Annotated in this window: 12 protein-coding genes; 3 read left to right on the forward strand and 9 right to left on the reverse strand. The window is 40.4% G+C overall.

Annotation, left to right across the window (positions count from 1 at the left end):
• Positions 1-148: 148 nt before the first annotated feature.
• From lptB to L990_RS11840, 3 genes are all read right to left on the reverse strand, one after another.
• Positions 149-874: an LPS export ABC transporter ATP-binding protein gene (gene lptB / locus L990_RS11830; RefSeq protein WP_047449442.1), complete on the reverse strand. Its 726-nt coding sequence runs from the start codon at positions 872-874 to the stop codon at positions 149-151.
• Between the two features lie 26 nt (positions 875-900).
• A complete protein-coding gene (locus tag L990_RS11835) occupies positions 901-3,360 on the reverse strand; it encodes a DUF5686 and carboxypeptidase-like regulatory domain-containing protein (RefSeq protein ID WP_052180957.1) in 2,460 nt (819 codons plus the stop codon).
• A gap of 166 nt (positions 3,361-3,526) precedes the next feature.
• Positions 3,527-4,492 (reverse strand): SIS domain-containing protein, encoded by a 966-nt coding sequence (locus L990_RS11840; RefSeq protein WP_047449445.1) that lies wholly within the window; start codon positions 4,490-4,492, stop codon positions 3,527-3,529.
• Positions 4,493-4,716: 224 nt separating this feature from the next.
• Here L990_RS11840 and recQ point away from each other — a divergent pair, with 224 nt between their 5' ends.
• Together recQ and L990_RS11850 are read left to right on the forward strand one after the other, a co-directional pair.
• Positions 4,717-6,915 (forward strand): DNA helicase RecQ, encoded by a 2,199-nt coding sequence (gene recQ / locus L990_RS11845; RefSeq protein WP_047449448.1) that lies wholly within the window; start codon positions 4,717-4,719, stop codon positions 6,913-6,915.
• Between the two features lie 254 nt (positions 6,916-7,169).
• Entirely contained in the window at positions 7,170-9,464 is a 2,295-nt protein-coding gene (locus L990_RS11850) for an ATP-dependent helicase (RefSeq protein WP_047449450.1), read from the forward strand.
• Positions 9,465-9,541: 77 nt separating this feature from the next.
• On the opposite strand, the gene L990_RS11855 is transcribed toward L990_RS11850, so the two are convergent.
• The 6 genes from L990_RS11855 to L990_RS11880 all read right to left on the reverse strand — a co-directional run bounded on the left by L990_RS11855 (position 9,542) and on the right by L990_RS11880 (position 13,562).
• Positions 9,542-10,213: a LytR/AlgR family response regulator transcription factor gene (locus L990_RS11855; RefSeq protein WP_047449452.1), complete on the reverse strand. Its 672-nt coding sequence runs from the start codon at positions 10,211-10,213 to the stop codon at positions 9,542-9,544.
• Positions 10,210-11,175 carry a sensor histidine kinase gene (locus tag L990_RS11860; protein WP_231562276.1) on the reverse strand — a complete coding sequence of 322 codons (966 nt, stop codon included), beginning with the start codon at positions 11,173-11,175 and terminating at the stop codon, positions 10,210-10,212. Before L990_RS11860 ends, L990_RS11855 begins: the two co-directional genes overlap by 4 nt.
• A gap of 64 nt (positions 11,176-11,239) precedes the next feature.
• Entirely contained in the window at positions 11,240-11,995 is a 756-nt protein-coding gene (locus tag L990_RS11865; RefSeq protein ID WP_047449458.1) for a hypothetical protein, read from the reverse strand.
• 140 nt (positions 11,996-12,135) lie between these two features.
• Positions 12,136-12,627 (reverse strand): thioredoxin, encoded by a 492-nt coding sequence (trxA, locus tag L990_RS11870; protein ID WP_047449460.1) that lies wholly within the window; start codon positions 12,625-12,627, stop codon positions 12,136-12,138.
• A 4-nt stretch (positions 12,628-12,631) separates the two neighbouring features.
• On the reverse strand, positions 12,632-12,850 hold the full coding sequence (locus L990_RS11875) for a DUF6132 family protein (RefSeq protein WP_047449463.1): 219 nt from the start codon (positions 12,848-12,850) through the stop codon (positions 12,632-12,634).
• A gap of 61 nt (positions 12,851-12,911) precedes the next feature.
• On the reverse strand, positions 12,912-13,562 hold the full coding sequence (locus tag L990_RS11880) for a Crp/Fnr family transcriptional regulator (protein WP_197057277.1): 651 nt from the start codon (positions 13,560-13,562) through the stop codon (positions 12,912-12,914).
• Between the two features lie 422 nt (positions 13,563-13,984).
• On the opposite strand from L990_RS11880, the gene L990_RS11890 reads away from it, so the two are divergent.
• Positions 13,985-14,209 (forward strand): hypothetical protein, encoded by a 225-nt coding sequence (locus L990_RS11890; protein ID WP_047449469.1) that lies wholly within the window; start codon positions 13,985-13,987, stop codon positions 14,207-14,209.
• Positions 14,210-14,337: the final 128 nt, after the last annotated feature.

Raw genomic sequence — 14,337 nt, forward strand, 5'->3', positions numbered from 1 at the left:
TCCTAAGTCTGGCGCGGCTACCAATTACGCCACATCCGCAGGTGCGTTCGTTATCGGAATTGCGCTGCAAAGGTAACGGAAAAACTGCAACTTCAAAGAGTGAAATGCTGCTTGTTTTATGCTTTTGGATACTTTAGTTGTTTGTGCGCTATTTTCGAAGTTCGAAATTTTGTCCAAGGTAAAGTTTTCGAACAGTTTCGTCTGCTGCAAGAACCTCTGCGGTGCCGCTTCTGAGGATTTCTCCATCGTACAAAAGGTATGCTCTGTCTGTGATAGATAGCGTTTCGTGCACGTTGTGGTCTGTAATGATAATTCCGATATTTTTTTCAACCAGCTTTTTTACGATGCTTTGAATGTCTTCTACCGCAATAGGGTCTACACCTGCAAATGGTTCGTCAAGAAGAATGAATTTTGGGTCTATTGCTAGACAGCGCGCGATTTCCGTTCTGCGTCGTTCTCCTCCAGAAAGCTGTATGCCGAGACTCTTGCGGATTTTTTGGAGGCTGAATTCGTTAAGTAACGATTCTAACTTTTCCTTTTGCTCCTCAGCGGATAGTTTCGTTAGCTCAAGGATCGTTTTAATGTTATCTTCAACACTTAATGTTCGAAAGACAGACGCTTCTTGTGCTAGATAACCGATTCCTTTTTGCGCACGCATAAACATTGGCATGTTGGTGATATTTTCGTCATCCAGAAAAATTTCACCTTCATTGGGCCGGATGAGGCCTACAATCATGTAAAAGCTGGTGGTCTTCCCAGCCCCGTTGGGGCCTAAAAGTCCAACAATCTCACCTTGGTTGACCTCGATTGACACTCCTTTTACGACTGTGCGTGCCTTGTATCGTTTAACTAGATTTTTGCTATATAGCTTCATTGTCTTCGATTTTGCAATTCGCAAATTTAGAAAATAATCTGAAGTCCTGCTCTAATACCGAACTTATCAATATTAGGATTCTCGAGATGGCTTAATCTCCAAATGGCGTCAATGCGAATTATCTTAAAGATATTTTCGATACCAACGCCCACTTCGTAGTAAGGCTTGTTTACTTCCATTAATCCAATAGGAAAGGCGTACTCTTTAGTTTTGTTGGCGTTTGAGAGTGCTCCAACAAGTGCTTTCCCGTAGGCTATTTCTCGCCATTTAAGCTTACGCATGAGTGGGATGTGGTTAAGAAATAGTCCGTTGAAATGGTGCTCTAGAGTGATGCTACCCCATGTGTCGCTTGCAAATTCGTAATAGTTCATCATGTTGAAGGCATAGCGATTGAGTGCGTAGGTTTCATTTCCTTCGTGTAGCTTAAGAAGAGGGTAGGGAACGGTGCCAAATAATTTTCCTCCTTCTATGGCATAGCGAAGGTATCCAAATGGGTTTAAACTGAGTTTGTGGACTAAGTTGGCATTGAGCATGGTGTAGCTATACTTAGAACCGCCTACCTTTTTTAGTCCAAATGTCGCGTTGATGTTTATGATTGGGTTTTGGCTGCCCATAGAAACTCTCTCAAATTCTCCTTGTACATACTTTTCGCCTCTTGCAATTCTAGTACTGAGCGATATCGTTGCATCAGGCAGGTGGGTGTCTATTGTTCCGTCGTATTTTTTGAATGTCACAAAATCAGAAGGTTTGATGTTTCGATATGCTACCTCTATGCCACTACTAATACCCGGTAACCATTCGTAATCGAATCTAACTTTTGTGAGTTCTATCATGTTTAGCTTGTAGTTCGGATTTCTTCGAAGTATGGATGTGAGAATATTGTCTTCGGCCAACGAAAAGGGGCTTAATCCCATTTGCTCAATATCCTTTTTGTACTGTGCATATCCTGTTATGCGTGGTTCTTTGCTAAACATGTATAGCAAGTCGCTTCCATATTTAAATTCTTCATCCTTAAATCCGTATGCCACAAATGCTCCAACCATAACTGTCTTGGAGAATTTGTTTGACGTTCGACCTGTTAATTTTATTCTGTTTCCTTCAATTTTATTGCTGCTAATGGTTTGATAGTAAGGGCCATATTCGAAATATCCAATTGGGTAGTAGTAGTTTATGAGCAAGTTGGTGATGTTGGTTGCTGTTTTAAATAGGGGAACCTCTTGTACTTGTTGTACCATCTTAAAGATTCCCTTTTCTTGATCTGATAGTTCAACTGGACGGTTTTGGCTCCAAAAATCGGTTGGTTTATCTAATGCTTTTGGGTCTAAAATGATGTTCGGAGAACTCTTTTTGGTCGAATCAGGAAAAGGAACATTCAGTTTTACGTTTTCGACGACGCTTGTGTTGTGTCCAAAAAAGCCAACAGTTCCTTTTATTATTTTGAAATCAACAAAAAGTGAACTTTTCTTAGGGAACCACAAAGAGTCATTTAACGGCTCGAAAACTTGCTCCGAGGCCATGTCTTTCACCCAATTTATATTTGCATTACGATTTAGCTGCATGACAACCTTTACAACAGCGTAGGTAGAGTCGTGTACCCACATCTCACCGGTGAATGTAGGTTCTTGTTTTCTTTTTGGAACAAAGGTCATTCGAATGCACCGTTTCCCGTTGATATAGGCGCTATCTTGAAGGTAGTACTTGTAGTAAAAGAGTCCGTTATTATTGAGTGGACTTATTAGACCTTGATCGAAAAAGTTGATGAAATTATCATATACGTTGATATTTTGGTACATGCGTCCAGTAAATTGGGCTACGCTTTGGTTGTTTACTCCGGATGTTTGGGTTGCTTTAATAAGCTCCTTCTCCTTTTTGGGAGAGCTGCTGTAGTAGTAGTCAGAAATGGTTTCTGAGAGCAATATGGGAATATAGGTTTTTCCGGTGAGCTTGTTAGTGTCGATATAGTCAAATACAAATTGAAACTGTTTGAGGATTTTTTTATCCTTTAGGTTGCTTTTTATATTGTTGACATCAATTTGCATTTTAGTGTAGGCGCTGTAGCTGTAGGACGGAAGTTTGGCGTAGTTGTTTTTATCCTTGTTGGCGATAATGTTGCGTAGAAAGGCGTGAGCGGGATTTTCTCCTGGACGAACAATGACTTCTTGTAGGGCGTAATTTAGAGGATCAAGTTCTGCCGTAAAGGTGTTTACTCCATTTTTTTTTACAGGAAATGTCTTTTTGTTGTATCCAACATATTGTATAGCAATTGAATCTGTCGGTGTTTTTGTGTCGATGGAGAAAAAACCATTTTGATCAGTGATGGTTCCTATTGTTGACTTAATGAAGGATACGTTACAAAAAGGGAGCGGCTCTTTTGTTGTAGCATCAATGACCTTTCCTTTTACTTTTGTTGTTTGGGCAAAAGATATGGTCGGGGTAAGAAGTAGTATGAAAACAAGAGCGAAAAATGTTGAAATCCTTTTTTGCATATCTAGCTTTTTCTTAATGAAAACGAAAGTTACAACTATTGTAATGATGGGTAAACAACTTTCCGTTAATAGAGCTTAAGTTGTTTGCCGTTTTGTTTCATTTTTATTAGTAAAAGTAAAAGGGATGCTAAGTAGCATCCCTTTTACTTTTAAATAGTATAATCTATTAAGCGATCCCTTCTCTTAGAATGTCGTGTATGTGAACCATTCCTGCATATTTGCCATCTTGTAGAACTACAAGTTGGGTTATCTTGTTTTTTTCCATTTTGTCGAATGCGTTTATAGCAAGCTCGTCTATGCTGATGGTCTTAGGGTTGATGGTCATAATTTCTTTTGCTGTGAGGTTGGTAACATCGTTCCCCTTTTCTAGCATTCTGCGGAGGTCTCCATCTGTAATTACGCCCGCAAGGTTTCCCGAATGGTCGATTACGGCTGTCGCTCCAAGTCTTTTGGAAGATATTTCTATAATAATAGGTCTGATTCTTTCGTCGATGGATACTTGGGGGATTTCTCTTGCGACAACGTCACCAACGCGCATGTAGAGCTTCTTTCCTAAAGCACCCCCTGGATGGTAACGGGCAAAATCTGCGGCCGTAAATCCTTTTAATTTCAGAAGCGTCATGGCTAAGGCGTCTCCAACTACAAGCTGCGCTGTTGTTGAAGAGGTTGGCGCAAGGTTGTTCGGACATGCCTCTTTCTCTACCGTTGCTCTTAAAACGAAATCGGAGTTTAACGCTAGATAGGAGTCGGTGCTCGAAACCATTCCCACAAGCTTATTTCCAAGGTTCTTTACAAGGGGAACCAACGCTTTTATTTCGGGAGTGTTTCCGCTTTTGGAGAGGATTATGATAACATCCTCGGGCTGGATTAGTCCAAGGTCTCCATGTATTGCGTCTGCAGCATGCATGAAGAATGCTGGAGTTCCAGTGGAGTTCATAGTGGCTACAATTTTGCTGGCAATAATTGCGCTTTTGCCAATGCCCGAAACGATAACCCGTCCGTTGCAATTGTATATTAAATCAATGACTTGTTCAAACTCGTCATCGATGTATTCGGCTAATTTTTCGACTGCTTTTGCCTCTTCGAGGATAGTTTGGGCGGCAAATAATTTTATGTCGAAGTTATTTTCCATAACTCTTGCTTTTTTATGATTCTCTTGCTTACTTTAGATATGCAAAGGTACTTGTTTTAATCAATCATTTATATGCTGTTGGAATAGGAATTGATTTAGTGTTAACTTTTGCAAATCGGCTGCGGTGTCGTTGTTAAACGCTTGTTCTTTAGTTAACTTTGTTACAGTACGTGCATGGCAGCTGGTATTTAAATCAATGAAAGCAGAATTTTAGAGGGTTAATTATGTCAGATAAGGTTGACGTTACTCTTTTAGAGTATTTGAAGAAATACTTTGGTTTTACAAGTTTTAAAGGAAACCAGGAGGGCATTATTCGTAATGTGCTAATGGGGAATGATACGTTCGTACTCATGCCTACAGGTGGAGGAAAGTCTCTATGCTATCAGCTTCCTGCGCTGATGCTGGATGGTACGGCAATCGTTATTTCGCCTTTAATTGCCTTGATGAAGAACCAAGTAGACGCTATGCGGAGTTTTATAGAGGGTGATGGGATAGCCCACTTTTTAAACTCTTCTCTTTCTAAAACGGCCATTAATAAGGTAAAGCAAGACATTCTTGACGGAAAAACGAAGTTGCTTTATGTGGCTCCAGAGTCTCTTACTAAGGAGGAGAATATATTGTTCCTCAAGCAAATAAACGTTTCTTTCTATGCAATAGATGAAGCTCACTGTATTTCGGAATGGGGACACGATTTTCGCCCTGAGTATAGGCGAATTCGTCCTATTATCTCAGAAATAGGGAAAGCTCCGCTGATTGCCTTAACGGCAACTGCAACACCAAAAGTGCAGCACGATATTCAGAAGAACTTAGGAATGCTTGATGCCTCTGTTTTTAAATCTTCATTTAATCGGCCAAACCTATACTATGAAGTTCGTCCGAAAAATGATGCAACGAAAGAAATCATCAAGTTTATTCGGGCTAATAGCGGTAAGTCGGGAATAATCTACTGCCTGAGCCGTAAAAAAGTGGAAGAGTTAGCCGATGCTTTAAAGGTTAATGGGATAAAGGCAGTGCCCTACCACGCTGGTCTCGATTCTAACTCGCGATCAGAAAATCAGGATAAATTTTTGATGGAGGAAACGGATGTGGTGGTAGCAACCATTGCGTTTGGAATGGGAATTGACAAACCAGATGTTCGTTATGTCATCCATTATGATATCCCTAAAAGTTTAGAAGGATACTATCAGGAAACGGGAAGAGCGGGACGTGATGGTGGAGAAGGAAAGTGTATTACTTTTTACAGCTATAAGGATATACAAAAGCTGGAGAAGTTTATGCACGGTAAGCCAATTGCGGAGCAAGAAATAGGAAAGCAGCTGCTGCAGGATACGGTTGCCTATGCAGAATCGTCGGTATGCAGGAGGAAGTCACTTTTGCTATATTTTGGAGAGGATTATAAAGAAGAAAACTGTGGATGTTGTGATAACTGCTTGAATCCAAAAGAAATGTTTGATGGGCAGGAGTCTGTTCTACAAATGATAGAGGTAATACAAGAACTTCAAGAAAAATTTAAGGCAGACCATGTTGTTAACTTTATAGTGGGCAACCCAACATCAGGTATAAAAACGTATAAGCATCATCATAACGAGCTATTTGGTGTCGGCAAATCGAAGGATGAGAAATACTGGAATGGTATTGTTCGTCAAATGCTAATTCATCATTTACTAACCAAGGATATCGAGAACTACGGGCTGCTTAAAATCTCGCAAAAAGGAAGGAAATTTGCAGAAGAACCCTATACCATAATGATGGCAAAGGATCATGATTTTGAGGAGGGGGATGAGGAAGAGGTTGCAGGGCAGGCTGCTGCCAAAGGTGGTGGTGCCGCGGATGAGGCGCTGTTTGTAATGCTAAAAGACTTGCGTCGTTCGATGTCGAAGAAACTCGATTTACCTCCTTTTGTGATATTTCAGGATCCTTCGTTGGAGGATATGTCCATCCAGTATCCAATTAATATGGATGAGCTGCAGAATATAGCAGGTGTTGGTGCAGGGAAGGCGAAAAAGTTCGGGAAAGAGTTTGTCGAACTTATTAAAAAGTATGTTGAGGAGAATGAAATTGAAAGGCCTCAGGATATGATTGTAAAGTCGGTAGCCAACAAGTCGCTTAATAAAGTCTTTATTATCCAAAGTATTGATAAACGGATGGATTTTGAAGATATTGCCAAAGCGAAGGGTATGGATATGAATGGACTACTCACCGAAATGGAGGCAATTGTAAGTTCTGGGACTCGTATCAATATCGATTACTATATTAACGACAATGTCGATGAAGACAAGGTTGATGAGGTGCTCGATTATTTCAGGTCGGAAGCTAAATCTGAATCGGTAAAAGAGGCGTTGGAGTTTCTTGGAGAGGAGGATTATTCGGAAGAAGAAATTCGGTTGATTCGAGTGAAATTTATGTCTGAAATGGGTAACTAGAATCTAATAATAAAATAGAAAGCTGTAGGAGACTACGGCTTTTTTTATGCTTATTCTACTTTTCTATTTCTGAATTATTAGCTTTGGAGGAAGTGGAAGGAGGGAGGGTCATGGTGAATCTTGAGTATAGAATAAAGGAGGTGGCTTATTGGTGAAAGGTTTGGGATTCTTAGTTCTTCCTATTATTTTACAAAATCATTTGGTATAACATTGTAGGGTGGGTACCTTTGTGACGAAATGTAAACGAACAGAACGTGTCGAAGGAATTTTTAGAAGGATTAAGCGATGTACAGCGTCAGGCTGTGGAAAACTATAAGGGGCCAACGCTGGTAATTGCGGGAGCAGGCTCGGGGAAAACCCGCGTACTCACGTTTCGTATAGCCAATATGCTGGCCGACGGAATTCATCCATACAGCGTACTTGCGCTAACCTTTACCAATAAAGCTGCGGCTGAGATGAAAGAACGTATCCGGACGGTAGTAGGTGAAAAGGCCAAATATCTTTGGATGGGAACATTTCACTCCATCTTTGCGCGTATACTTAGGGCCGAAGCAGATAAACTTGGCTACCCTTCAACTTTTACCATTTACGATACTTCCGACTCGCGTAGCGTGATTAAATCGATCGTGAAGGAGATGAACCTTGACGAGCAGGTGTATAAAGTGAATGAGGTTCATAGCCGCATATCCTTAGCAAAGAATAATCTGGTAACTCCTGCCGTTTATGCCAATACGTCGAGTTTGGTTACTATGGATGCTGCTAACCGCCGTCCACGGATTGCCGATATTTACAAAAAGTATATGCAAAAGTGCTACCTGTCAGGTGCTATGGATTTTGATGATTTGCTGTTAAATACGAATGTGCTATTTAGAGATCATCCAGATGTGCTGACAAAATACCAGGATATTTTTAAGTACATATTGGTTGATGAGTATCAGGATACCAACATGGCACAGTACTTAATAGTGAAAAAACTTTCGGAGCAGCACGGAAATCTTTGTGTGGTAGGTGACGATGCTCAAAGTATCTACTCGTTTCGCGGGGCAAAAATCGAGAATATCCTCAACTTTCGAAACGACTATCCCAACTATAAGCTTTTTAAGTTGGAACAGAACTACCGTTCGACACAAACGATTGTGAATGCAGCCAATAGTATTATTGCAAAAAATAGCAAGCAGCTGAAGAAAACTTCATTTTCGGCGAAGGATGTTGGCGAAAAAATTAAAGTGTTAAAGGCATACACCGATCAAGAAGAGGGTTTTTTGGTGACAGGGTCGATATCAGATATCCTATATAATACCCATTGTGAATATAAGGATTTTGCAATTTTGTATCGAACCAATGCTCAGTCGCGTATTTTTGAAGATGCACTTCGGAAAAAGAACATTCCTTATAAGATATATGGTGGATTGTCCTTTTATCAACGCAAGGAGATTAAGGACATGGTTGCCTACCTGCGTCTTATTATCAATAATAATGATGATGAGGCATTTAAACGGATAGTCAACTATCCGGCGCGCGGGATTGGAGATACTACAATTACGCGTTTGGAGGAAGCCGCAGCAGCCAACAGCACCAACTTATGGACAGTTGTTACCCAAGCACCATTAGATAAGGTTGGACTAAAGGGGGCCGCAATAAAAAAACTTGGAGAGTTTGCGGAACTTGTTAACACGCTTAAGGCGGCTGTATACACTGAGAGTGCCTACGATTTTGCGCTTACAGTAGCTACGCAGTCGGGTATTCTGAGGGATTTGAAGGAGGATAAAACCAACGAGGGGATTTCGAAGTTCGAGAACTTGGAAGGGTTGCTCAATGGTATTAGAGAGTTTGAGGAAAACGCTAAAGAAAGTGGGGAGCCGTTGCCGATTACCATCGACCGATTTTTGGAAAATGTGGCCCTTTTGACTGATGCTGATAACGAAAAACCTGAAGATAAAAATAAGGTTTCGATGATGACGGTTCACTCTGCCAAAGGGTTGGAGTTTAAGCATATCTTTTTGGTTGGATTGGAGGAAAATCTTTTCCCTGGGCAAATGTCGACCCAGTCTCAGGATGATTTGGAGGAGGAACGTAGGCTATTTTATGTTGCTGTGACGCGAGCAGAAATAACTGCAACCATTTCGTATGCGCAGACGCGCTATAAATGGGGCAATATAACCAGCTGTGTTCCTAGTCGTTTTGTAAACGAAATAGATAGCAGCTATATTGATAATCCCGATGATCGTTGGGGTGGAGCAGCCAGCACATCAGTCGGCAGTCAGAATAGCTACAGCATTCAGGGCTTTAAGGCAAAAACAAACACCATTTCGGCACAACGGACTGTTGCTCCACCCCCTCAGCATAAACCTGCTGTGGCAATTACCGATCCTGCTGATATGAGCGAAATCGAAGTTGGGATGGAGGTAGAGCACGAGCGTTTTGGTTTTGGGAAGGTTGAAAAGCTGGAGGGTAACCTGCCTGAAATAAAGGCTACCGTCAATTTCTCGATGGCTGGTAGCAAGACGTTGCTTCTAAAATTTGCTAAATTGAGGATCGTAAAGCGATAAAATAGAGTAAAGAAAGGAGTACACAGGTGCTCCTTTCTTTATAATAGGCTAGCAGTATTGATGATAAACTGTTTTGTTTACAGCATCTTTAGGAAGTTCTCTTTGTACGATTGGCTTATAGGAATAAGCGTTTCTCCAATTTTTACCATATTACCTTCGATGTAACTGATTTTTTTGATTGCGATTACGAAGGATTTGTGAACTCGAGTAAACAGACTATATCCTAGCATTAGGTGAATGTTTTTGATGGTATCGTGGACTATTAGATTTTTATTCTGGGTACAAATCTTTACATAGTCGCCTACCGATTCGAGGTATAGGATTGAATCTAGCTCTATGCGGTACATTTTTTTATCTGATTTCAGCATAATAAAGGTAATTTCAGTCGAGGATTTTTGGTTCGTAACTTTGGCAACTGCTTTTTGGAATCGTGCAAAAGAGATTGGTTTAACAAGATAGTCTACTGCGTCTAGCTCAAATCCCTCGACGGCATATTGAGGGTATGCAGTTGTGAATATAACCATTGGAGGGGCTGGTAGCATCTTTAGGAGTTCAATCCCTGATATTTCGGGTAGGTTGATGTCAAGAAAGAGCAGGTCTATTTTTTCTTTCTTTAGAAATTCTTTTAAGTCAACGGCATTAGAAAACGTTGCGATTAGGTTTAACTTGCTGTTGGCTGCCGCAAACTGTTCCAGAATGTCGCGGGCTAGAGGTTCGTCATCTAAAATGGCACAGCTAATTTTATTCATACTAATAGATTTATTGTAAGGTTAATGCTAAATGTATTTTGCTTGTCAACAATCTTTAATTTGTAATTATTAGGGTATGTTAATTCAAGTAGTTGCTTTACGTTGTTTAGACCAACCCCGCTTACTTCTGTGCCATCATTGGGTATATTCCTCTTGCAATTTTGAATATAGAGCTTAACGCAATCTTCGGTTAGATCAATAGAAATATGTACAAAGGCATTTTTTATGGCGCTTTTAGTTCCATGCTTGAAGGCATTTTCGACAAAAGGAAAAAGCAACATTGGGGCGATCTGTTTTGAATCAGGATTCCCGTTTTGTTGGTAAAGAACTTTGGTGTCTGAATTTAGGCGCATTCGCTGCAATTCGACATACGCATGAAGAACTTCAAGTTCGCGGCTAAGGAGTATGCGACTACTTCCTGTTTCGTATACCATGTAACGGATGATATCCGATAGCTGTATGAGGGCATCTGCAGCAGAGTCTGACTTGCGGAGTACTAGTGCATAGATGCTGTTGAGCGTATTGAATAGAAAGTGAGGGTTGAGTTGTGACTTTAGCAATTTAAGTTCTGCATCACTTTTTTGTTGAAGAAGGATGGCCATCTGCTTGCGTTGCTGTTCGGAATTAAACCATGATATAGTGAAGTAAAGCAAGGAGGAAATGGTAATTGTGGTGGTCCCTAAAAAAATCAAATCGAAAAAACCGAAGATTGATACGAATATAAAAGATGGGTATATAAGTCCTAGAAATATTTCAAATAGGGTATAAACAAGGGTTGAGAAAATGAGTGTAGCAAATATGATGCTAGCAAAGTAGCTGGCAAATCGCTTTTTGCTGAACAATATTGGAAGTAGCACTAGCCCGTTGAGATATGCTAGAAGAATTATGGGGATTATGAGTATGCCAGCATAAAGATAGTCAGCGTAGTTTGGAGTGGCTTCATCAGCTGTTAACTTAAGCATTATCCAAAAAACAAGGATACAAAGTATTGTATGCAGCAAAAAGCGATTTTTTAGCATTGCTTGGCTATTTAGAAACAACAATTCGTTTTAGAGGAATGGGGGTCGCGTTTTTATCAAAGAGTTTCGCATCGTACTTAAGTAGAAATTTTTGCAACTTTTTGGGCTCTGCAGTTATTAGTACAGAACTATCGACTTTTCCTGAGGTTGAAACGCTTTTCAGGTTCTGTCTAGGAATCTTTACCTTATTGTTTTTGATGCTTTCTGTGAAGAAGTTGTCGTTTGGATTTTGCATTATAATGATATTTTTTTTAATGGATAGCTTCGCTATTTGGTGGATGTGAATCGAGTAGTTCTCTGAATTTGAATCGCTGAATTTCGTCAGGTCAAAATAGTATGCCCCGTTTTTTAGTTTAATGAGATGGGCTAACAGAGTTGTGGTGTCTTTGTTGCTTTTGTCTAGAGAAGAAGGGTGTTTTGTACTTGATTTGTATTCTTTTCTAGAAAGGTAGTATTCTCCGTTTATTTTTTGAAAAGGATTGCTTGGAAGGGTGTTGCTAGTTTGTATCTTCCTCTTTACGTCTAATACTGAAATTTTGTAAGCGTAGATAATAGTGCTTGAATCTCTGCGATAGGTGAACTTCGATATTCTCATTATGGAAGAAGTATCTCCATAATAGATTAACCAATCTCCTTCAATGTGAGGTTTTGTGACTAGCGTGTTATCGGTATAGAAGGGTTGCAACGACTTTACTTTAGAGTCGGAGCAGCTGGTAATTGCTACTGCAGCAGTAACAATGAACAAAAAATAGATTTTTCTCATAATGCGATTTTTTAGCTTATGAAAACAAATCTAAGGTAGGTTTTTTTGGGAATCAAAAAATATCGACGAGATGAATAAAAATGTCGATAAGATGGTGAAAAAGGATGGGCCTCTCAAAGGAGGGCCATCCTTTTTTATTGTTAGTTTGTTTTTTGTGGAGCTAAGAGCACCTGTTGGATGGCTGCTTCTAGTTGATCTTCGGGTAGAGCGCCTTGAACGACTTGTGGCTGTCCGCCCATTGGAAATAGGATCATGGTTGGGATGCTTTGGATGCCATGAGCTCCAGCCAAATCTTTTTCTGCATCAACATCAACCTTATAGATGTTAATTTTGCCAGCATACTTGGCGGCTAGCTTATCGAGAATGGGAGCTACGCGCTTGCATGGTCCGCACCAATCGGCATAAAAATCGACAATGGCGGGAATTTTACCTTCATAAACGAAGGTTTTTGGGTTCTTTTCGTAGTTGTATACCAGCTGAAGGTATTCCGCCTTGGTTATATGCTTGACACTAGCAGTTGGTAAAACTTTCTTAGCAACGTTTTCGGTAGCTTCTTGCGATTTATTGCCTTCCCCATTGCTGTTGCAGGAGATAGCCATCGCAATACCGAGAAGTAAAAGCACTTTTTTCATCCTATTAATTGTTTTTATTTGATTGTTCTTCTTTATTCTCCTTCCGAGAAGGAACCAGCAGTACGCCTATAACAGCAAACCATGCCATAGTGTTGTATGGGTTGGATGTTATGGGGCATGTTCCAGAATTACAGCCAATAAATCGCCAGTATAGAAGGCCTGCTATAACTCCTAAGGCGGCTCCGGTTGCCCATCTAGCATACTTGTTGGTGATTTTTATCATAGGTTGATCTGTTGGTTTGAGCAAATCTATCTAAAATATTTGCATTTGAAGGTGACATTTATCACACGCCAAGGATGCTGCTGTTGATGGCTGGTAGTATTTTAACGTATAGTCGGTTGACCTGTACGTAGCCAGCATCCTCGAGCTTTTTTAGCAAGCGGGATATGACCTCGCGGGAGGAGTTTACCTCGTCGGCAATTTGCTGATGGGAGAGGCTGAGCATTTCGCCAGTGACCTTGTAGTGCTGGCGAAGGTAAAAGATCAGCCTTTCGTCGAGATGGCTAAAGACAACGCTGTCGAAGGTGTCGAGAAGTTCGCTCATACGTCTATTGAAGCTTTGCATGACGTAGAGGCTCCATTCAGGGTATTGCTGCATCCAATTCTCAGGGTTGGGGGAGGGAATGTACATCACCTCGCAGTCTGTAAAGGCAATGGCTCGCATATCTGCTTGGCGGATGCGCATGCAGCATAGCGTTGAGAGTACACATAGCTCCCCCTCTGTTAAAAAATAGAGGAAGTGGGCGTTGTCGTTCTCGTCGACCCGAAAAACTTTGACAATGCCAGAGGTAATAATTACCGCAGAACTGACGAGACCTCCTTTTTTTAGAATGTGCTTTCCGGCTTGGTAGCTTTTGGAGGTGGCGTGCAGTTCTACCATGCCTCGGAGCTCGCTACTTAATGTTGAGTACAGGTTCGGATTTGGTTGGATCATACTTAAGAGCTTATGCTGCAATGTAGGAATAAAAATAGAGATAAAAATAGAGGAGTACAGCATGAAAGGAATAGAGAAGCGACAGGTGGGACGTTGCAATGATAAGGTTGATTTTGACGAGATGAAAGCCGATTTAAACGCTAATCCTAACTATCAATGGAAAGTCATTTCCTGTTGATAGGTTGCAGTTAGTGTTAAATATGAACTTTTTCACGAGATAGTTTTAGTGGGAAACGTGATGTTGTCTGATGTTTTTAATGTCTGTATAACTGTTTTATTGTTAAAAATATAGCTTGTTATATTTTTTGATAAAAAACTAATGAGTTTGATTAACCTTTTTATTGTTTGTTTTGTTAATGATGTATAATGAGTGCAACTGTTTATATTGAAAAGATGCGCTCGTTTGGTTAATAGGTAACGTTTTGAATCTTAAGATTGGTAGTAAGCTGGCTGTAAATGCCTGTTTTGGGAATTTGCCAGTGCCAGTTGTATTTGTATTTGTTTTAAAAAGGCTCTTAAGAGGAAGAGCCGAACAGGTTGCTTCAAGAGTTGGTTCGCGAGCAATGCCATTTGGCCCAGGTCACAAGCTGGAGATTGGGGCGAATGCAGAAGTTGTGCTAAATCTTGCTATAGGTAGCCTGAAATAAGAGCCAATAACTTTTTAAATCTACGATCTATGCCAACTGTAAGAAAGAAAGAGGAGCTTGTCTGACAACAAAAGATTGTTGTCGCGTATGTTTTTGAATTGAATACTTTGTATAAAGTTTTAAATAAC

It is taken from the genome of Alistipes sp. ZOR0009 (genome assembly GCF_000798815.1).
Lineage (GTDB): Bacteria > Bacteroidota > Bacteroidia > Bacteroidales > ZOR0009 > Acetobacteroides.

Excerpts from the sequence above, each read along its gene's own strand:
- L990_RS11835 (WP_052180957.1), bottom strand. The coding sequence starts at position 3,360 with ATGCAAAAAAGGATTTCAACATTTTTCGCTCTTGTTTTCATACTACTT.
- L990_RS11860 (WP_231562276.1), bottom strand. The coding sequence starts at position 11,175 with ATGCTTAAGTTAACAGCTGATGAAGCCACTCCAAACTACGCTGACTAT.
- trxA (WP_047449460.1), bottom strand. The coding sequence starts at position 12,627 with ATGAAAAAAGTGCTTTTACTTCTCGGTATTGCGATGGCTATCTCCTGC.
- L990_RS11875 (WP_047449463.1), bottom strand. The coding sequence starts at position 12,850 with ATGATAAAAATCACCAACAAGTATGCTAGATGGGCAACCGGAGCCGCC.
- recQ (WP_047449448.1), top strand. The coding sequence starts at position 4,717 with ATGTCAGATAAGGTTGACGTTACTCTTTTAGAGTATTTGAAGAAATAC.
- lptB (WP_047449442.1), bottom strand. The coding sequence starts at position 874 with ATGAAGCTATATAGCAAAAATCTAGTTAAACGATACAAGGCACGCACA.
- L990_RS11880 (WP_197057277.1), bottom strand. The coding sequence starts at position 13,562 with ATGATCCAACCAAATCCGAACCTGTACTCAACATTAAGTAGCGAGCTC.
- L990_RS11855 (WP_047449452.1), bottom strand. The coding sequence starts at position 10,213 with ATGAATAAAATTAGCTGTGCCATTTTAGATGACGAACCTCTAGCCCGC.
- L990_RS11865 (WP_047449458.1), bottom strand. The coding sequence starts at position 11,995 with ATGAGAAAAATCTATTTTTTGTTCATTGTTACTGCTGCAGTAGCAATT.
- L990_RS11840 (WP_047449445.1), bottom strand. The coding sequence starts at position 4,492 with ATGGAAAATAACTTCGACATAAAATTATTTGCCGCCCAAACTATCCTC.